The following is a 20,710-nucleotide window of genomic DNA, read 5'->3' as shown; positions in this document are numbered from 1 at the left end:
CCGTCAATAACAGCTGATACGGCATAAACTAATCCTGAACTTCTCACACAGGAAAGGAGAAGCGGTTGACATGGATTATGCTGATTATGACAAAGCACTGTATTACACCCATCGTTCCCAGTGGGATAACTTATTAATTTTAATGGTGCGGACAGAGGATGATTTGTTATCAAAACGAATTGAGCACTTTTTGCATGCATACCATTTTGAACAGGATTATGCTGTATTAGAAAAGGTGCTGTATTCTCTTCTCCGCTATATTGACCATGCCACTGAGCTGACATATGAGGATCAATTAACGCTTCTCACATAAAACAAACCCCGGGGTTAGACGCCGGGGTTTCCTGTATTTGCGAACATGTGCAATTCTTCCATCAGCTCTTTTATGCTGACCGCCATGTGTTCTGTTACTGTTGCATTTTCCACATCAATTGTTACCGGATCAAGCACAAGCTGCCTCGGAATGACATTGGCATATAAGCCCCGCATCACGGTTCTCATATTGTTCAGCGCATTGATTCCGCCTTTTCCGCCGCCTGCTGCTGCCAAAAGTGCTACTGGCTTATATTTGAATTGTTCGTTGCTTAAAAAATCCAGTGCATTTTTTAAAGTTCCGCTCATGCCGCTGTGATATTCAGGAGATAGTAATACAATCGCATCCGCTTCGCTGACACGCTGCTTCAGCTCCTGTACCCGCATAAGTTCAGCCTGGTCGGCTTCACCGTTAAATAACGGCAATATAAATTCGCTTAAATCAATCAAATCCGTGTGATACAGAGATGATATAAAGGCTGCCGCAACTCTTGTCCTGCCATGTTTTCTCGGCGAGCCGCTCATGACTAATATGTTCATTTGGTGATCTCTCCATTCAGGTTGTATTTCACTGCAAATAGCGCCGCTTGTGTGCGGTCCGCCAGCTCAAGCTTTGCTAAAAGATTAGACACATGAGTTTTTACTGTTTTTTCTGAAATAAACAACGACGCCGCGATTTCTTTATTGCTTTTTCCGCAAGCAATTTCATTTAGCACATCTCTTTCCCGCCGGGTTAATTGATAATATTTTTCTTTTTCGGGTTCATTCTGTTTTTTCATATGTGTCAGCACATGGGGCATAATAGCTGAAGACAGCATGTATTCGCCTGAATAGACCTGTCTCAATGTTTTCACCAATTCCTCCGGCTCTGTATCCTTCAGCTGATACGCCTTCGCTCCTGCCTGAAGCGCAGGGATGACATGCTCCTGGTCAGAGTAGCTCGTCAGTATGATGATATGCACGCCGGGAAATTGCTGTACTGCTTTTTTTGTTGCCATTATTCCATCCATTTCCGGCATCGACAGATCCATCAGCACGAGATCCGGCTTTGTTTCTTCAATGACACGGAGGGCCTCAATTCCGGTTGCCGCTTCTCCGACAACGTCAATGTCTTCCTTGGTGGCAAAGAAAAAACGAAGCCCCTTCCGGACAACATGGTGATCATCCGCAATGACAATTCTCATCTCACTGTCCTTCCTTTCTGATTGGTAAGCGGAAGCCTGACGGACAGCTTCGTGCCCGCTCCAAGTTCTGATTCAATGGAAAATTCCGCGCCGGCATTTTCTGCCCGCTCTTTCATTCCTTTGATGCCAAGTGAAGGCAGTCCGGCGTGCGCTTCATAACAAAACCCTGTCCCATGATCGATAATATCCAGTTCTGCATAGGACGAAGAAGAAGCCATTCGGACATATGCCGTATCAGTCCCGGCATGCTTTTTGCAATTATTGAGGGCTTCCTGCGCGACACGCCACAGCATATGCTCCTCTTCATCACGAAGGACCGGACATCCGTTTTGTGTAAAGACGACATTCAATCCGATCAGTGTGCCGTAGCTTTTAATGGCTTCAGCCAGCCCTTTTTCTAATCCTCCGGGGCGAAGCTGCCAGATTAAGGACTTCATTTCAGCCAGAGCATCCTGCGATAAAGTTTGAATAAAATCAATCATTTGCTGCAGGGTCTCGTCCTGTGTTAATGTCTTTGCCGCTTTGGCAGTTAAACTGACGGAAAACAGCATCTGGTTGACTGAATCATGCAGCTCCTGAGCGAGACGGTTCCGCTCCATTAAAAGAGCGTTTTTTTGTTCGTATTCAGCAAGCCTCATCCGCTGTATTGCCGTTCCGATCTGAAAAGCAACGGCCTCCAGCAAATGAAGCTCCTCCTCATCAAAAAGTGTTTTTCCGGCCGCCGCCACATTTAATAAACCAAACCGTCTGTCTCCATCTTCTAAGGGAACGGTCGCATGATGGGTAATCCCTTCTGTGTCAAAACAATGCAGCTCTTCAGCTGATTCTATGCGTTTACAGTTCATAATATTGGCTGCTTTTCTAAGTCCGCCGTTATTGAATTTCGTCAGGCAATAGCACTCCCCCTCACACATCAGCACTTTTTCCCTGCGGCTTAAAGCAGGCGGCAGGTATGCGTCTGCGGCTAACGTATAGGAACCGTCCTCTTCAATGAGAAAGATCCATCCAGACTGAAGATTCGTTAAGCTCAGCAATTCTTTTAAAACTTCATTCAGCGTTGCTTTGACATCGTGTCCTTGATTTAAAGTCTCCGCAATGGTTTTCAGCGTTCTTAATTTTTCCATCCTCGGTTTGGTCACGTCTCTCACTCCGGCTATGGTTATTATCTAAGATTATACCAGTTTTTCGAATATTGTTACTTCGCATGACGGATGATTTTCTTTCAGACTTTTGGATGAGAATAGAAAAAAGCTGGATCACACTGCATGATCCAGCTTCTTTTGAATTATTTTGCTGTTGCTTCGACAATTTCGTCAACTGTCTTCATGACATCGTCAGAAAGAGCGGCAAGGCGCTGTTCGCTGTCTTGTAGAGATGTTCCTTTTACAGCGAAATAAAATTTGACCTTCGGCTCAGTACCAGAAGGACGGAGGCAGAACCAAGATCCGTCTTCCAGGAAGTATTTCAGCACATTTGATTTTGGCAGGTCGATGGCTTCTTCTTTATTTTCCGTCAGAACCATCCGTTTGCTTACAGCGTAATCCTCGGCTGTTACAACCTGTTTACCGGCCATTGTTTTCGGCGGATTTTGTCTGAAGGAAGCAAGAATCGCTTCAATCTGCTCCGCTCCCTGTTTTCCTTTCAGTGTCAGTGATTTCAGTCCTTCACGATAAAATCCATATTCTTTGAAGATATTCATTAACGCTACATATAATGACGTTCCTTGTTTCTTATAGAACGCGCAAACCTCAACTGCCAAAAGCGCGGCTTGAATGGCATCCTTGTCGCGGGCGAAATCACCGATTAAATAACCATAGCTTTCTTCATACCCGAATTGGAAGGTGTACTTGCCTGAGGCTTCGTATTCTTTAATCTTTTCACCGATAAACTTAAAGCCTGTCAGTGTATCAATCGTATCGAGTCCGAATGAAGATGCGACATCGCGTCCGATTTCACTTGTTACGATTGTTTTGAGAACGACGCCATTCTCAGGCAGGATTCCTTGTTTTTTCTTTTCAGAAAGCAAATAATGAAGCAGCAGCGCGCCGGTTTGGTTTCCTGTCAGCACTGTATATTCGCCTTCATCATTTTTCACCGCAATGCCAAGGCGGTCCGCATCTGGATCTGTTGCGATAAGAATATCTGCATTTTGTTCTTCGCCAAGCTTAATAGCGTATTCAAATGCAGCATGCTCTTCCGGGTTCGGAGATGTTACAGTTGAAAAGTCCGGATCTGGCTGTTCCTGTTCCTTCACAACCGTGACATTTTGATAACCAAGAGCTTCGAGTCCGCGTCTGACCGGTTTGTTTGCGGTTCCATGCAGCGGAGTGAAAACCACTTTCACATCCACTTCTCCGGATAACTCAGGATGAACGGAAATAGATGTCAGTTTTTCAGTATAGACCTTATCAATTTCTTCACCGATGATCTTGATTAAGCCTTTTTCTTTTAGCGCTTCTTCATCGTCAACTGTAATTGTCAGCTCATTTTCGATGGCGTTTACCTGCTCAATGACGATGTCTGCTTCCCGCGGAGGAAGCTGGCCGCCATCATCACCGTACACTTTGTATCCATTGTATTCAGGCGGGTTATGGCTCGCCGTCACAACAATTCCCCCATAAGCGTTCAATTGTCTGACAGCGAATGACAACTCTGGCGTCGGGCGAAGCTCATCAAATACGTACGTTTGGATGCCTTGTGTAGCAAGTGTTTTTGCCGCTTCCATCGCAAACTCCGGTGATTTATGGCGGGAATCATACGCAATGACAACGCCCCGTTTTTTTGCTTCCTCACCCTGCTGCAAGATGTATGCCGCGAATCCCGCTGATGCCTTGCGCACCGTGTAAATATTCATCCGATTCGTACCGGCGCCAATTTCTCCACGCATTCCCCCAGTTCCGAATTCAAGGTTTTTATAGAAGCAGTCCTCAAGAGCCTGATCATTTCCCTCTAATTCAGTGAGGAGCTTTTTTAATTCAGGATCTAAATTTTCTGTCTGTTTCCAACGTTCATAGCTCTTTCTCCAAGTCATAATTCGTCCTCCTATGTATTAGCCATATGCCATTATTTTAATATGAAGAGAGCGCCCCTGTCACTTGATATCTTGAGACTGGCGCTTTCTGGCTCATAAAAGAAAAAACGGGCTGCAGACAGCCCGTTTTTTTTATTGCTCGATCGGCACAACCGCATCGTGTAATAGCTTGTTGAGGTTTTCTGTATGTTTATTTTGCGTCTGCTCATCCCACTGGAATCGCTCGCTCATAAAATCAATAACGGCGTCTTTATATGTTTTTACCCAATTAATATCAAAAAATAAACGTCCTGTTCTGCGGACAAAGAAGTCAGCAGGCGTTGCAGTCAATTCTTCTTCAATGCTGTATTCCGCTTCGGCAAGGATATGAACCGGGATATTTCGCTTCACCGCCTCGTCTTTCAGCGCCTCGACTCGATTAAAGACACGCTCTACGTTGGAGCCGTATCTGATAGCCAGCTGTTTCGCATCTTTTTCTGATAAGCCGGCTTCAATGCCTTCTTTCGTTTTCGCTGTCACAAAGGATGCAAGGTTTTTAGATCCTCCGACATGCCCGCCTGAAATCGGCATGTTTTTTGTTTTGCATGGGCCGAAGTCCTTTTCGCCTTCCTCTTTTAACCGATCACGAACAAGATCGACAATGTGCTCCGCCATTTTTCTGTACCCGGTCAGCTTACCGCCGGCAATAGTGATCAAGCCTGAATCTGACGTCCAAATTTCATCTTTGCGTGAAATCTCGGAAGGATCCTTTCCTTCTTCATGAATGAGCGGACGCAGGCCAGCCCAGCTTGATTCGATATCATCCGCTTTAATATTCAGTTCCGGGAACATGTAATTAATTGAATTGATGACGTAATCACGATCCTCAGTTGTCATGCGCGGATGCTCCAGCGCCTCTTTGTAAACGGTATCGGTTGTGCCGACGTATGTTTTGCCTTCACGAGGAATAGCAAACACCATGCGGCCGTCCGGTGTATCGAAATATACCGCCTGTTTCAGAGGGAAGACAGATTGGTCAAATACAAGGTGAATACCTTTTGTATGCTGAAGGTGCTTTCCGTTTTTAGAATGGTCTTTTTCTCTAAGCTGGTCTACCCAAGGGCCTGTCGCATTGACGATTTTTTTCGCATATACTTTATATTCTTTTTTGGTCAAAACGTCTTCAATTAATACACCGACTGCTTTGCCTTTTTCGTAAAGGAGTTCTTTCACTTTGGAATAATTCACAGGCTCTGCCCCGAATTTGACCGCTTCCTTCATGACTTCGATTGTCAGTCTCGCATCGTCAGTGCGGTATTCAACATAGTAGCCGCCGCCTTTTAAGCCGTCTTTTTTCACCAAAGGCTCTTTTTGCAGCGTTTCTTTTGCTGAAAGCATACTTCTGCGTTCTGATTTTTTTACGCCGGCTAAGAAGTCATAAACTCTTAAACCGATAGAGGTTGTGAAAGAACCGAATGTGCCGCCTTTATGAAACGGAAGCAGCATCCATTCCGGTGTGGTGACGTGCGGGCCGTTTTCATAGACAATCGCCCGCTCTTTCCCTACCTCAGCGACCATTTTCACTTCAAATTGTTTTAAATAGCGCAAGCCGCCATGAACCAATTTTGTTGATCTGCTTGATGTTCCAGCCGCGAAATCCTGCATTTCGCTGAGTGCGACCTTCATTCCCCTTGATGCCGCGTCAAGAGCTGTACCTGCTCCTGTAATTCCTCCTCCGATAATAAATAGATCATATGTTTTTTTCGTCATGTCTGTCAGCATGCGATCCCGCTCAAGACTTGAAAATTGATTTTTCATTATTACGTTTCCTCCTTGTTGTCACGGTAAATAGAAAAAGAGACCACAACAGCCAAAGTGCATGTTCACACTTTGGTGCTGTGGTCTCTCCTCATCTCAGGACCGTTCTTATTAACTTGTCACCATTATAACATACTCTTATCTTATTTAAAAGCCATAGCTGCTTTAACGGCTTTTTGCCAGCCTGTATACAGCTCATTTCGTTTTTCTTCTTCCAATTTAGGTTCATAACGCTTATCCAGTTTCCACTGGTTGATAATTTCAGAACGATCCTTCCAGAATCCCACAGCGATACCTGCCAAATATGCCGCGCCAAGCGCAGTTGTTTCATTGATTTCCGGTCGTTCCACAGGCACATCCAAAATATCCCCTTGAAACTGCATCAAAAAGTTATTTTTAACAACACCGCCATCCACACGAAGCGTTTTCAATGAAATCTTAGAATCCGCTTCCATTGCATCAAGCACATCTTTCGTCTGATAAGCCAATGACTCCAGCGTGGCACGGATAAAATGTTCTTTTGTTGTGCCTCTTGTCAGGCCGAAAACAGACCCGCGCACATCGCTGTCCCAGTAAGGCGTTCCCAAGCCGACAAAGGCCGGAACGACATATACGCCGTCAGTTGAATCAACCTTTTCCGCGTATGATTCGCTAAGTGAAGAGTCTTGGAACATTCTCATTCCGTCTCTAAGCCATTGGATGGCTGAGCCTGCGACAAAAATACTTCCTTCTAAAGCATATTCAACTTTACCGTCAATGCCCCAGGCGATCGTTGTCAGCAGCCCGTGTTCCGACTTAATTGCTTTTTCCCCTGTATTCATCAGCATGAAACATCCTGTACCGTATGTGTTTTTCCCCATGCCTGCTTCAAAGCACGCCTGGCCGAACAGCGCGGACTGCTGATCGCCTGCCGCTCCCGCAATCGGAATATTTTTTCCGAAGAAGTGATAATCAACTGTCTCCGCATACACATGAGAGGACGGTTTGACTTCAGGAAGCATTGATTTCGGCACGCCTAAAATCTCAAGCAGCTCATCGTCCCATTTCAAATCGTAAATATTAAACATCAGCGTTCTTGAGGCATTGGAATAATCCGTCACGTGCGCTTTTCCGCCTGACATTTTCCAAATGAGCCATGTATCAATCGTTCCAAACAAGAGCTCGCCTTTTTCCGCTTTTTCTCTGGCGCCTTCCACATTGTCTAAAATCCATTTCACCTTCGTGCCAGAAAAATATGGATCTATCAAAAGGCCTGTTTTATCTCTGAAAGTATCATTATATCCTTTTTCACGAAGCTCCTCGCAGATTCCAGCCGTTTGTCGTGACTGCCAAACGATCGCATTATATACAGGCTTTCCTGTATCCTTATCCCAAACAACCGCTGTTTCCCTTTGGTTGGTAATGCCGATTCCGGCAATTTGAGAGGCGCTGATTCCCGATTCCGAAATGACTGATGCGATAACAGCAAGGACAGAGCCCCAAATTTCATTTGCATTATGCTCAACCCATCCTGGATGCGGGAAGTATTGTGTAAATTCCTTTTGAGCAGAGTGAACGATCTTGCCTTCTTTATCAAACAGAATCGCTCTTGAACTTGTTGTCCCTTGATCTAAGGATAAAATGTAAGTTTCCATAAGATGTCCCCTTTGCCTAAATATATTTTGAATTTGATAGTGTTTTAGCTGCATGTTTTTTCGTATAGCCATAGAGTCCTAACAATACCACAACTAATACAACGCTTACAATCCAGAAACTGCTCGTGATCTGCCCCCGAAACGCGGCGTTGTAAAATACACCGCCGAATGATCCGCCCAAAATCGGGCCGGCAACAGGAACCCATGCGTACTTCCAGTTTGATGATCCTTTCCCCGGAATCGGCAGAAGTGCGTGGGCAATCCGCGGACCTAAGTCGCGGGCGGGATTAATTGCATATCCCGTAGTTCCTCCAAGAGAAATACCGATAGCAACAATGAGAAAACCGACGATTAAAGGGTTAAGTCCCTCTGTAAACTCATTTGCCCCAATCGCCAAAATTCCAAGCACAAGGACAAATGTCCCAATAACCTCACTTAAAACGTTTGCAAACGTATGCGGAATGCTGGGTCCGGTTGAGAAAACACCCAGCTTGGCAGCGGGATCATCGGTAGACTTCCAATGCGGCAGGTAATGAAGGTAAACAACCACCGCACCGATCATTGCTCCGACCATCTGCGCCGCAATGTATACCGGAACCTCTTTCCACGGAAAATCACCAATAAAAGCAAATGCTATTGTTAACGCGGGATTGAGATGGGCGCCGCTGATGCCGCCGACCGCATAAGCGGCCATTGCCACACCCAATCCCCATCCAAATACAATAACAATCCAGCCAGATTGATATGAAAGCGATTTCTTTAAATTAACTCCTGCACAAACACCTGCGCCAAAAATAACAAGCAGCATCGTACCGATTAGTTCTCCCCAAAATGCTGTCATAGATAATTCCTCCTAAGGTTGCGATTAAGAAGTATGATAGGGAATAAAAAAACCACAACAAACCGCTTTACGGGTGTATAACCTTTACCGTAAAGAGCTGCTGTGGTCTCCGGATTCTCCATCACATTGTATTAACCTAGTGCAATTGTATCAGTGGATGAAAGCGGTGTCAATCACTTTCTGTCAAAAAGTTTTCATATTTTTTCCATAATTTGGTGTTAGATGTTGTGACAGCAACGGCACCAGCTTTCAGGGCCTGTTCTACATCCTGTTCTGTGCGGATGAAACCTCCCGCAAAGATAGGGATACCTGTTTTCTCTTTAATTTCCTGAATAAGTGACGGCACGATGCCCGGCAGCACTTCAATGAAGTCAGGCTTATGCTTGCCGACAAACTCCATGCTTTTTTCCATTGCGCTTGTATCAAGCAGAAACAAACGCTGGATCGCGTAAATTTTTTTCTGCTTCGCTTTTGCAATCACGTTTGATCTAGTTGAGATAATCCCCGCCGGCTTAATATCCTGGCAGATAAATTCCGCTCCGTATTCATCATGTTTGATCCCTTGAATTAAATCAACATGGACCATCATCTTCTTCCCGTGCTTTTGCGCCTCTCTGATCACACCCTTTAATTGTCCGAGATGAATATCAAGTATCACGCCGTATGAAAACGAACTGTTTAAAAACTCATCAAATTGCTTCATATTACGAATAGCCGGTAAAATAGGCTGGTTGTGAAAACTCATAGTGTGCTCCTTTAACAAATCACTTTTGTATCAAATCGTAAGTATGCTTTCCTTCACTGTTTTTACGATAAATGCAAGGTCCTCTTCTGTCAGACAAAATGGTGGGGCGAGCTGAATGACATTGTTGAATCCGGCGACTGTATCACCGTTTTTGCCGATGATCAGCCCTTTCTCTTTGCATGCTGCAACCACTTGGTTCACTTGGTCAGCGCCAGCCGGCTCTTTAGTCAGTTTATCTTTGACGAGTTCGATTCCGACCAGCAGCCCTTTCCCCCTTACATCCCCTACTGCAGGGTGTTCTTTCAATGACTGAAGCTCACCTAAAAGCTCTGCTCCGAGATCGCGGGATCGCTGAATCAGATGTTCATCCTCCATAATTTGCAGGTTTTTCAAAGCCAATGCGCAGGCTGCCGGGCTGCCGCCGAATGTGTTGACGTGGCGGAAACGGTCATAGGGAGCTTCTCCTTGGTAGGCTTCAAAAATCTCCCGTTTAACCGCGGTCGCTGACAATGGCAGATACGCGCTTGTAATTCCTTTCGCCATTGTAATGATATCGGGCTTCACGCCGTAGTGCATATATCCGAACGGCTTGCCAGTCCGCCCAAATCCGCAGATGACTTCGTCACAAATCAGCAGGGCGCCGTGACGGCGGCAGATTTCCTCCACTTTCTTCATATATCCGTCCGGCGGCATTAAAATGCCTCCGCCTGTAATAATGGGCTCCATAATGACACCGGCAATCGTTTCGCTTAATTCCCATGTCATGATACGGTCAATTTCATTTGCGCTCTCTAGCGTATCGGCGTCTTCAGGATTTCGGTAGACATCAGGCGGGGCGGCGTGCAGGAATCCTTGGCTTAACGGTTCATATTTATATTTCCGCTGTGCCTGACCGGTGGCAGAGAGCGCTCCCAACGTATTGCCGTGATAGGCTCTATATCTAGAGATGAATTTATAACGGCTGTGGTCGCCGTTTTCCAGATGGTACTGGCGAGCGATCTTAAAAGCGGTTTCATTCGCTTCCGATCCGCTGTTGGAAAAGAAAATCACATAATCGCCGCCAAGCCACTCATTCAGCTTTTCCGCCAATTGAATCGCAGGTGCGTGACTTTGCGTTAACGGGTAATACGGCAATTCCTTTAATTGTTCATAGGCAGCTTCCGCAAGCTCTTTTCTGCCATAACCAATATTAACGCACCATAAACCGGACATCGCATCAAGATAGCGGCGTCCGTCTATATCAGTCACCCAGGCTCCTTCCGCCTTTTGGGCAATCAGACTGTCCGCTTGATGCGCTCCCTTCATAGCATGCCACACGAATTGCTCATCCTTTTGCTTTAATCCCTGATTTTGCTGAATGTTTTCCATCCCCATCATCTCCATTTCATTAGCGTTCAAATAAATTGAAACAGACCTTCTCTTATGTGATGTCTAGGTGATGATTTCCCTGACTTCAATATAAAGCCAGACGACAAAGGAGTCAATAAACCGCCGGGTAATTAAAACATCCTCTTTCATCAAGAAGAAAGAGGATGCAGCATCCAAAGCAGGACCGGCAAAGTGACTATGCTCAGCATTGTGCTGATAAAAGTGGCACTGGAAACGACTTCGGGCCTTGTATTAAACTGAACGGCCATTAAGGTCGTATTGGCAGCGGTCGGCATGGCCGCTACGAGAATCATAATTTGCTTCGTCATGTCATCCACAGGCAAAATCAATGTGAAGGCCAGCGCAATGAACGGTGATACCATCAGCTTCAGGAGCAGAGAATAAGAAATTTTTCTGTATTCAATATTCCTGAAAGAGATCAGTGCAAGCTGCATGCCAAGAATAATCATAATCGTCGGAATCGTCGCATTTCCGACCAGTTCAATGCCTGTCATTAACTCTTTAGGGATTGAAATATGCATAAGCTGAAGTATTGCGCCTAAAAGTGCTCCGTACGCCACAGGCATACGGATAACCCGAGTCATCACCGTTTTACATCCGTCTTCCTCCGAACCTCCCTTTGCAGCGTAATACATGCCGATGGTACTCATAATTAACTGCTGCAAGACCATTAACACAACAGCTGTATCCAGCCCCGCCGTTCCAAACACAAGCAGTACGACAGGCGTGCCGTAATTGCCGTTATTCATAAAGGCTGATGAGAGAATCATGGCACAGCGATCTTGGTTCGAATACTTATGAAAAAAGGATAAAAAGGAGACCAACAGCACTAGAACCAAGCATAGACCCAGCACAAAAATAGACAGATACACATAGTCCATCGTCAGCTCGTTTGAATAAAACGTATCAAAAGCCAAAAAAGGAGACATTAAATATAAGGACATTTTGGACAGTGTCTGTATATCAAAACCGAGTGTTTTCTGTCCGATATAACCAATTGCGAAGATTCCGAAAACAGGAACTAAAACAAGCAGAAACTCCATAAGGCACCTTCTTTTCCGATGTACACATATTTATTTCTATTGTAGAGAAAGCGCGGCAGCGTTTCAATTCCGCTTTTTAAAAAAAAGCCCGCCAATTCAGGCGGGCCTTCTCATTATTTCTTATAGTGTATGTGGTATATATCACGGCGTCTGTCTTTGAGCTGGCGCACCGTTCCGTTTTGGCGCTGTCTTCTGAGAATTTCTAAGTCAACATCGCCAATGACGACCATTTCAATATTCGGGTTGGTTTCCCCAACGATGCCGTCTCTTGCAAATTCAAAATCAGAAGGGGCAAAGATGCCTGACTGAGCATATTGGATATCCATATTTTCCGTTTGCGGCAGGTTTCCAACCGTTCCGGAAATGACGGTATAAATTTGATTCTCGACCGCTCTTGCCTGTGAACAGTATCTGACACGCAAGTAGCCTTGACGGTCTTCCGTACAAAATGGCGTAAAAATAATTTTGGCGCCTTTATCGGCCGCAATGCGGGCAAGCTCAGGAAATTCAATGTCATAGCAAATTTGGATCGCAATTTTTCCGCAGTCCGTATCAAACACACGCACCTGGTCGCCCGCACTGATTCCCCACCATTTGCGTTCATTCGGCGTAATATGCAGTTTATATTGCTTCTCAATTGTTCCATCGCGTCTGAACAGGTAGGCGATATTATAAATTTTCCCTTCCTCTTCTACGAAATGAGATCCGCCGATGATGTTGACATTATATTTAACTGCCAAGTCTGTAAACAGACTGATGTAATCCTCAGTATACTCAGTAATTCTCTGTACCGCCAAGCTTGGTGAACGTTCCTCAAGGAAGGACATCAGCTGGGTTGTGAAAATTTCCGGGAACATTGCAAAATCGGATCTCGCGTCAGACGCAACATCGACATAGTACTCTACTTGATTCGCAAATTCCTCGAAGGAATAGATTTTTTTCATTTCGTATTGGATGACACAAATTCTCACAGGGAAGGCCGATTTATAATAACGCTTTGTCTGCTGCGGCAGATAATCGACATTATTCCATTCCATCAGCGTCGCATATTTGAATGAAGCTGTATCATCCGGGAGATAATCCGGGTTAATCCGCATCAGGGTAAAACCGTTCATCAGCTGAAAAGAAAGAACCGGATCGTAAATTTGATGGCGTGTTACCTGTTCAACATACTCTCTCGCCGTCATTTCATCAGCATATTTATGATAGTTCGGTATCCGTCCGCCTATGATGATGCTTTTCAGATTTAAGCGTCTTGCCAAATCCTTTCTTGCCTCATACAAACGATGGCCGATTTTCATCCGTCTGTAATCAGGATGCACCATGACCTCGATCCCGTACATGTTTAAGCCATCCGGATTGTGATTGGTGATGTATCCGTCATCTGTAATGTCCTGCCACGTATGGCGGTCATCATATTCATCAAAGTTAATTAAGAGGCTTGAGCACGAACCGATGATTTCACCTTCGAATTCTGCACAAAACTGCCCTTCGGGAAAATGCTCCAGATGGCTAATTAAATGCTCGCGCTTCCACGGCTCCATGCCTGGAAAGCAGTCCTTTTGAAGGTCGATAATGTTGTCGATATCTTTCTCTTCGATATTACGGATGACCATTTTCTTTTCAAAACGGGTCAAATCTAATTTCTCAGACAATCTACTCGCTCCTTTCTATTTTTGTGCGTTTAGATGATCAAGCAATAGGGTAAGTTCCATCTCCGCCATTGATTCGAGCCTGTGATCATATTCTTCAAACATCAGGGTGCCTGTTACTTGATTCGGAACGATGACACACTTCATGCCCGCTCGCTTGGCAGCAATCGAACCATTGACGGAATCCTCGAATGCGAGACATTCCGACGGCGATACTCCAAGATTCTTTGCCGCTAACAAATACAGCTCGGGATTGGGCTTGACCTCTTCTACATCATCAGCTGTCTGAATCACTTCGAATTCGTCAAACAGGCCCAGTTGCTTCAAATGGCCGGATACCCATTTATAATCTGAGCTGGAAGCCAGACCTACTTTTAAGCCTAAATCCTTTGCCGCATTCAGATACGCTTCAACACCTGGTCTCGCTTTTTCTGTTTCCATGCGTTTTGCAAACCGGTCTCTTCTCAGTTTTGTCAGCTCTTCATGGTTCAGCTTTTTGCCTATCTGCTCTTCTAAGTATTCAAATGGCCGAAATCCCGCCGCTGTTCCGATAACCTTTCCCCATACGGATAGTGGCAGTACTGAGCCATGTTCCTCAAAAATTTCCTGAAGGACTTCATATTCATGCGTTTCTGTATCAAGAATAAGCCCGTCAAAATCAAAAATTAACGCTTTTATCACTGCGTACAACTCCTTTGGCCCGAATTGAGACATATGTATACACTATACCCCGAAACGTCTCTGCTTTCAAAAAGTAAGGGTCTATGTGAAGAAAGAGCCTGCACACTGCAAGCTCTTTCTAATTAATGCAAGTTTTGATGAGAAATGTTTGTCAGCGCTTCTCCAGCAGACTCGTTCGACATCTGATTGACAGCCAGGTCTCCAAGCGCAACGATCCCGACTAGATTGTTTTGATCTACAATAGGAAGGCGGCGGATTTGGTGCTGGGCCATCAGCTGCGACGCGTCTTCCAGACTCATATTAGGGTTTCCTGATACGAGGTCTGTTGACATCACTTCTGAAACGGGTGTCTGGCCATCTCGGCCCTGAGCTGTGGTTCTCAATGCAATGTCACGGTCAGTCAGCATTCCTTTTAAAACACCGTGCTCTACAACGGGAATCGCCCCGACGTTATGCTGTTTCATCAGAGAAGCCGCTTCCTGAATCGTTTGATTCGGAGAAACGGTTGCTACCTGCGTTGTCATTGAATGTTTAACTGAACTCATTGGTCAGCACCCCTTTCAATCATTAGTATGTTCAGACACCGGATGATTAAAAAGGGAGTTGCAGGAAAGGTTTTGTGGTATGATTTCTCTGATGCAAAAAGAGCTTTTCTTGAAACGGAAAAGCGCTTGCTGCGAGATTATATCAGTCTTCTGTGACCGGATAAAGCTTTATTTGTTTTCTTTTGAAAATCAGATAAAGCAAACGGGAAATATATTCCGCAATCATTCAGCAACTTGCTGTTTTTATTAAAAATGGCTTGATCACTTAAGTCATCGTGCGGTGAAGGCTTTGTCAGGATAATATGTATCATTTGCAGACAAGCCATAATTTGAAAAGCTTCTTTTAATGTTCCTTGGTAATATTGGTTATTTAAAGACAGAACGCCTTTCTTTTTAAAGCGCTGAATGTCCAGTTCGGAGAAATAAAGAGGAAATACATGATGGAAAAGCTCCATTGACAGTTCCTTGATAAAGCTTTCCTGTTCTTCAGTTGCTGCGTTCATAATTCTCACGTCTATCACCTTTCTTGCCATCGAATATCCAAAGTCTTTCTCAAGAATATCACAGAAAAAAACGCGAATGTTAAGGTAAGTGTTTCCTATGAGAATCAACGGCCTTTCACGCGAAAAAGGAGCCATTTGATCATGAAAGAAAAAGGCAAAGGGCTAGAGCTGATAATCAGTGAAAAACAGGACGGACAATGGCTATTTTCCGTGCTGAAAACAGAGCTCAAAGCTTCGAAACCCGTTATCCAAGAATGGATGACTCATCACAATATAAAAATCAATCATGAGGCTGTCAAAAACAACATACTCGTGAAAAAGAATGACCGCCTGTTTATTGATCTTCAGGAAAACGAAGAATCCTCTGTCATACCTGAGTATGGAGAGCTTGATATTTTATTTGAAGACCGCCACATGTTAATCGTCAATAAACCAGCCGGTATTTCCACTCATCCCAATGAAGAAGGTCAGACCGGTACGCTCGCCAATTTGATCGCATACCACTTTCAGGTAAATGGCGAAACAATCAAAGTGCGCCATGTCCACCGTCTTGATCAGGATACATCGGGCGCTGTCGTATTCGCCAAGCACCGTTTGGCGCATGCCATCTTAGATCAGCAGTTAGAGAAAAAGACGCTGAAGCGTACATATCTCGCAATTGTTGAAGGAAAGCTGAAGCCCAAAAAAGGCAAAATTGATTCGCCGATTGGAAGAGACAGATCACACCCGACAAGAAGGCGGGTTTCACCAGGCGGACAAGCCGCCGTCACCCATTACCGTACCCTTACTGTCAATGCGGGAGAAAAGCTCTCGCTTGCTGAATTAGAGCTGGAAACGGGCAGAACGCATCAAATTCGTGTGCATATGGCAAGCATCGGCCATCCGCTAACGGGCGATACACTTTACGGAGGCGGGAGCCAATTTCTTAACAGGCAGGCGCTTCATGCCAAAAAGGTACAGGCTGTTCATCCGATTACCGGAGAACTGGTCGTTGCCGAGGCACCGCTTCCTGCTGATATTGAAAGTCTTTGCCATACTTATTTATCATGAAAAAAAGCCGCAGAGATTGACCTGCGGCTTTTTTATGAAATACGTTTTCCGTAAATAATATAACGTTTCGGGGCATTTCCGACATATGAAAAAGGATAACAGGTGGTCAGTATGAGCTCTTCCTTTTCGTGCTGCAGCGTAATAATGGACGTATCATCCTTGTCTACAATTTTTGTTTTTTCAATTTCATATGTGAAATCACCATATGAAAGGATGATGTTGAGCCGGTCACCTTTTTCAAGCTCTCCCGTCCGGCGAAACACAGTATCACGATGTCCTGACAGCACAATTTGTCCGTTTTCATCTGGATAATAGCTGTCCTTGTAGTGCCCCACACCTTTTTCTAAGTCATCAGCATCGGTTCCTTCCACGATTGGAAGCTCCGCATTGATTTTAGGGATTTCCAGTATGCCGCTCGCTTGACCGGTTTTCGGCTTAAACGATGATTTTTTTTCGGCTTGATTAGCGTTTTTCTTCGTGCCTGTAATGGCCGGCGGCTGTTCAGCCGCCTTTTTTGCTTCTTTTAATGTTTGCTCAGTTTTCATGCTGGTATCAATCAATTTAAAGCCCCCGTATCCAGTGATCGCAAGACCGATCACAATGATTACAAGAGGAATATATTTTTTCACGTTGTAGCGGCACTCCTTTTCCTTCTGATATATAAATACGTTCCGGACAGTGAGACCGCTGCACCGATCACAATAAAGTTGTAGTATCCTGCTGACGTATCCGGGAGCTTAGGATCAGAGCCGCTTTCCTTACCTTCTTTATGCAAAGGCAGTGTGTTTAAACGGCCGGCGGCAGTAGCAGGCTGATTGGTCTTTGTTGTAAATTCTTCAAAGGTCGAAATGACTGCAGGCGGGAGTTGATGGATCGGAGCAATGCCCGGGGTCTCTTTTAGATCAGGCTGTTCTTCCCCAGGTGTCGGATTTACCTTGCCTGGATCGTCTGTTCCCGGACTGTCTGCCGGGTCTTTAGTGACTGGGTCTTCGGCATGACTGTCTTCAGCCAGTTTAATTCTGCCTTCTTTCATATATGAAATCGGCTTTTCAAAGCTTTTTACATACTCTACAGTCGCTTCTAAATCCTCAGGCCCTGTAACCGGATGTTTCCCAAGCAATCCGATTGGCTGGTATTTGGCTCCTGTCGCCGTCGCCATAAAATGATTAACGGTCAATGTGTATGTGGCATCCGGCTGGATTTCGGTTCCATCTGCCATCTTTATCTCAACTGCTTTGCCTGTATCTTTATCCCACGTATACGTAAACCCGCTTATGCTGTAGTCAGGGCCGAAAACCGGTGAGATTTGCGCATTGATGATCTCCCGTAAATCTTTTCCTTTAATCTCAAGCTTTGTCAACACATTTCCGAACGGCTGAATGTTAAAAAGATCCCCCCATGTAATCGGGCCTTTCTTCAGTCCTTCCCGTATCCCGCCGCCATTCATTAGCGCAAAATCAGTTTTCATCGCCGCTCTCATGCCATCGGCAATCAAATTCCCAAGAGGCGTGTCGCCATCATTAGAATAACCGCCTTCCATATCAACAGCCGCTTCACCGACTACTTCGCTGATAATCGGTTCAGCAAGGGCCTGATACTTACTTAAAATAGCTGAGGCGCTGGCATCAGGTTTTTTCTTGCTTTGATCGACGTATTCGATTTCAGCCGACTTTTTGACGATGTCTCTTGTCTGTTTATTGATTTCCAGATCAACGACACCTATCGCTTTTCCGTATTCAAACGCCTGAACGATCAGCTTGCCGTTCACTTCACCATTGACGACCTTATGATTATGCGCTGCAAAAATGATATCTATCTCAGAATCAGATTTGTTTGCAAGGTCAGCGGACTCACCTGTTATTGTGCTGCCGTTTTGTTCGGCAGACATATGTGCGAGCACCGCAATTGCCCTGATGCCTTTTTTCTTCAGCTCTTCGGCAGCAGCATTTACTGCTTTTACTTCATCGGTAAACTCAATATCCTTTATTCCGTCAGGCATTACCATTCCGGCCGCCGACTGTGTAACAACTCCAATAAAAGCAACGGGTATGCCCTCCACATTTATGATGTCATAAGCCGGCAAAAAGGGTTCTCCGGTAGACTTCATTTTACAATTGGCGCACACGAGGGGAAAATTTTGCCCGTCATAGCCCCTAGTGCCTTTCGGATGATCTCCCCCTTTTAACATTCTCATGAGTTCATCCGTCCCTTCATCGAACTCATGATTGCCCACAGTTCCAATATCAAATCCGATATCCTCCATCAGTTCGACAGTTGGTTCGTCTTGAAGAAGGGATGATACAGGCGAACTGCCTCCGATCATATCACCGGCGTGCACAGTGAGCGTATTTTTCTTTTCTGCCTTTTTCTCTTTCAAATAAGCAGCTGCATAGTCCATGCGTCCGAATGTGCCATCTGGAGTGCCGTCTCCATCAAGATCAAGCTGATATTGCTGATCAATTTTCCCATGCAAATCATTCATGCTTAAAATCCTAAGCGGTATATTTTCTTGGGGAGAGGTTTGCTTTTTCTTGTAACCGGCACTCTCTGCTTCAGCTTCTGAAGCAAAGAATATCCTGTTTTCCACAGCCACCTGCTTCCAGTCTGCTGGCGCAACATAGGTCTTGTTTGATGAGTCTCCCACATACCTTGTCAGCCCTTTTCCCTGCTCTCTGGCTCTAAATTCAAACGGCATTTCCATAAGAGGATCCGCTTCATTCCAAATGCCTTTTTGCTCTTTTTTTGCATTGGCGACTGCGGCCTGAAATTCCTGATAATCCTCTTCATTTTCAACTGGCCAAATAAAATATGTTGGAGCATAGCCATTTTTCACGAGTTCTAAATTCACATTTGACCCTGTCTCAGTCACAACCTGCCCAAGAAGTCTGCCATAGCTGTCCTTGGCTTCACTGCCGACTTTTACAGTAATGTGATCTCCTGGAGACAAAACAGTTTTTAAATAGTCAGATGCTTTCTTTCCAAATCTTAATTGATTTTCATCTGCTTCATTTTTTGGTGTGTGGTACGTTTCTGGCGTGTCTACATTTACAAAACGAATTTTTGTCGCACCAAGTATCGGTTTTTTGACATGAATGGTATCACCGTCTACAACGCGATCAACCACAGTTTCATATTCGCCTTCTGAAGACGGCGGGGCAGGCTGCTCTTGAAGCAGCTTGATGTCTGCTGATTTTCGCGGAAGAAGCTGAAGGGATAGATATCTGCTCAACACGCCTGTGATTTCATACCATTTATCCTCAGTCAGTCCATCAATGATACCTGTCTCATTCATAACACGTAATGTCATTGCGTGGTGATCGTTATCAATCATTGTTACATTGTAACCGCCGCCCGCTTGAGAATTTGGAATGGAAGAAATATAAGCTTTGACCGTCACAAGACGCCCTTCATATTGATCACCCAAGCTGCCATTGACCAGTTCATTGATCGTTGAAGGTTCAGGGACAGGGAGAGGCCGATTGGATTGGGTAATACGGATGCCGGATGTATCTGGAACAATTTCAGTAAGCCCTTGGTAAGTTGCTATTTTCCCTGTTACCGTAATATCCATTCCTTCTTTTAACTCAGGGAACTTCTCTGGCGCTGCCGAATAAATGTTGATGCCGCCTGTGTCATCCTGCATAAAGGTCGACAGCTTTCCGCCTCCGATTGCGTTTTGATCGGCAGTAACAACACCTTTAATCGTGACATGCTGATTCATTCTGCCGCGCGCTTCCTGTATTGTAATAGGCTGTTCTATCGGCGGAGATTCAGCATCATCCTTTAAGACCATCGACTGAACCTTCTTAAGACCTGTCGTATTAAAATAATGTTCAAGCTCTCCTTGAACAGCTATCTTTTTCCCAAGAAGCAGCGGGTTCGTTTGCAGTCCGAATTGGCTTCTGAACGCGGAGGGTATTTGCACGGGAAGAATGTGATTGGGTGATGTCTCGTTTTTGCTGTCTGCTATAGCAACGTTATAATCATTTGAAAAAGGACTCCTCAGATTATAATGCTGAGATGAAACGGCTTGGCCGATTGTATATCCTTCGACAAGAGCTTGTCCCTCTTTTTGCTGTATCGCTTTTTCAACCGATATTGCTTCTGCCGGCTCAGCAGCCCTTACAGCTTCATAAGCGGACATGACATTCAAGAAAATGAAAAGCATGATCAAAACAACATGCAAAAAACGCCTCATCAGTTTTCCTCCCTTACATCTTGCATGATTCGTTTATTTGTTAATCACTTCGACAATCAGCATATAATTCCTGTCAGTCACTGCATAAAACACAGCGGACAGGCA

18 protein-coding genes are annotated in these 20,710 nt (G+C 44.9%); 2 read left to right on the top strand and 16 right to left on the bottom strand.

What is annotated here, in order from left to right; all coding sequences use genetic code 11:
- Window positions 1-70 precede the first annotated feature (70 nt).
- Window positions 71-313 carry a YhdB family protein gene (locus tag LJF29_RS06385; RefSeq protein WP_010333534.1) on the top strand — a complete coding sequence of 81 codons (243 nt, stop codon included), beginning with the start codon at window positions 71-73 and terminating at the stop codon, window positions 311-313.
- A gap of 14 nt (window positions 314-327) precedes the next feature.
- Here the strand turns inward: LJF29_RS06385 and LJF29_RS06380 are convergent, their stop codons facing one another.
- From LJF29_RS06380 to LJF29_RS06315, 14 genes are all read right to left on the bottom strand, one after another.
- A complete protein-coding gene (locus tag LJF29_RS06380; RefSeq protein WP_168747291.1) occupies window positions 328-852 on the bottom strand; it encodes an NADPH-dependent FMN reductase in 525 nt (174 codons plus the stop codon).
- Complete coding sequence (locus LJF29_RS06375) at window positions 849-1,496, bottom strand: response regulator (RefSeq protein WP_229147616.1); 648 nt, start codon at window positions 1,494-1,496, stop codon at window positions 849-851. Before LJF29_RS06375 ends, LJF29_RS06380 begins: the two co-directional genes overlap by 4 nt.
- Complete coding sequence (locus tag LJF29_RS06370) at window positions 1,493-2,635, bottom strand: GAF domain-containing sensor histidine kinase (protein WP_229147615.1); 1,143 nt, start codon at window positions 2,633-2,635, stop codon at window positions 1,493-1,495. The genes LJF29_RS06375 and LJF29_RS06370 overlap by 4 nt, the downstream gene beginning before the upstream one ends.
- Before the next feature lie 146 nt (window positions 2,636-2,781).
- The gene (locus LJF29_RS06365; RefSeq protein WP_229147614.1) at window positions 2,782-4,527 is read right to left on the bottom strand and encodes a phospho-sugar mutase; all 1,746 of its coding nucleotides are present in this window, start codon (window positions 4,525-4,527) and stop codon (window positions 2,782-2,784) included.
- Between the two features lie 132 nt (window positions 4,528-4,659).
- The gene (glpD, locus tag LJF29_RS06360; protein WP_229148167.1) at window positions 4,660-6,327 is read right to left on the bottom strand and encodes a glycerol-3-phosphate dehydrogenase; all 1,668 of its coding nucleotides are present in this window, start codon (window positions 6,325-6,327) and stop codon (window positions 4,660-4,662) included.
- Between the two features lie 140 nt (window positions 6,328-6,467).
- Window positions 6,468-7,958, bottom strand: coding sequence for a glycerol kinase GlpK (gene glpK / locus LJF29_RS06355; protein WP_010333529.1), 1,491 nt, complete (start codon window positions 7,956-7,958; stop codon window positions 6,468-6,470).
- 16 nt (window positions 7,959-7,974) lie between these two features.
- Window positions 7,975-8,799 carry an MIP/aquaporin family protein gene (locus LJF29_RS06350; RefSeq protein WP_229147613.1) on the bottom strand — a complete coding sequence of 275 codons (825 nt, stop codon included), beginning with the start codon at window positions 8,797-8,799 and terminating at the stop codon, window positions 7,975-7,977.
- A gap of 169 nt (window positions 8,800-8,968) precedes the next feature.
- Window positions 8,969-9,544 (bottom strand): glycerol uptake operon antiterminator GlpP, encoded by a 576-nt coding sequence (gene glpP / locus LJF29_RS06345; RefSeq protein ID WP_029441192.1) that lies wholly within the window; start codon window positions 9,542-9,544, stop codon window positions 8,969-8,971.
- A 30-nt stretch (window positions 9,545-9,574) separates the two neighbouring features.
- On the bottom strand, window positions 9,575-10,927 hold the full coding sequence (locus LJF29_RS06340) for an aspartate aminotransferase family protein (RefSeq protein WP_229148166.1): 1,353 nt from the start codon (window positions 10,925-10,927) through the stop codon (window positions 9,575-9,577).
- A gap of 134 nt (window positions 10,928-11,061) precedes the next feature.
- The gene (locus LJF29_RS06335) at window positions 11,062-11,976 is read right to left on the bottom strand and encodes an AEC family transporter (protein ID WP_229147612.1); all 915 of its coding nucleotides are present in this window, start codon (window positions 11,974-11,976) and stop codon (window positions 11,062-11,064) included.
- Between the two features lie 113 nt (window positions 11,977-12,089).
- Window positions 12,090-13,631, bottom strand: coding sequence for a bifunctional GNAT family N-acetyltransferase/carbon-nitrogen hydrolase family protein (locus LJF29_RS06330; RefSeq protein WP_229147611.1), 1,542 nt, complete (start codon window positions 13,629-13,631; stop codon window positions 12,090-12,092).
- Window positions 13,632-13,646: 15 nt separating this feature from the next.
- Window positions 13,647-14,309: an HAD family hydrolase gene (locus LJF29_RS06325; RefSeq protein WP_010333524.1), complete on the bottom strand. Its 663-nt coding sequence runs from the start codon at window positions 14,307-14,309 to the stop codon at window positions 13,647-13,649.
- Between the two features lie 122 nt (window positions 14,310-14,431).
- Entirely contained in the window at window positions 14,432-14,854 is a 423-nt protein-coding gene (locus LJF29_RS06320; RefSeq protein ID WP_229147610.1) for a CBS domain-containing protein, read from the bottom strand.
- A gap of 137 nt (window positions 14,855-14,991) precedes the next feature.
- Entirely contained in the window at window positions 14,992-15,387 is a 396-nt protein-coding gene (locus LJF29_RS06315) for a YhcU family protein (protein ID WP_229147609.1), read from the bottom strand.
- A 111-nt stretch (window positions 15,388-15,498) separates the two neighbouring features.
- Here LJF29_RS06315 and LJF29_RS06310 point away from each other — a divergent pair, with 111 nt between their 5' ends.
- On the top strand, window positions 15,499-16,407 hold the full coding sequence (locus LJF29_RS06310; protein WP_010333521.1) for an RluA family pseudouridine synthase: 909 nt from the start codon (window positions 15,499-15,501) through the stop codon (window positions 16,405-16,407).
- 32 nt (window positions 16,408-16,439) lie between these two features.
- Here the strand turns inward: LJF29_RS06310 and srtA are convergent, their stop codons facing one another.
- On the bottom strand, window positions 16,440-17,036 hold the full coding sequence (gene srtA / locus LJF29_RS06305; protein WP_229147608.1) for a sortase SrtA: 597 nt from the start codon (window positions 17,034-17,036) through the stop codon (window positions 16,440-16,442).
- Window positions 17,033-20,605, bottom strand: a complete 3,573-nt coding sequence (locus LJF29_RS06300) for a 5'-nucleotidase C-terminal domain-containing protein (protein WP_420709687.1) — start codon at window positions 20,603-20,605, stop codon at window positions 17,033-17,035. The genes srtA and LJF29_RS06300 overlap by 4 nt, the downstream gene beginning before the upstream one ends.
- Between the last annotated feature and the right edge of the window lie 105 nt (window positions 20,606-20,710).

Source organism: Bacillus sp. LBG-1-113 (assembly GCF_020708615.1).
Taxonomy (GTDB): domain Bacteria; phylum Bacillota; class Bacilli; order Bacillales; family Bacillaceae; genus Bacillus; species Bacillus mojavensis.
The sequence above is the reverse complement of the archived record's forward strand: the minus strand, read 5'-3'. Positions and strand labels throughout refer to the sequence as shown.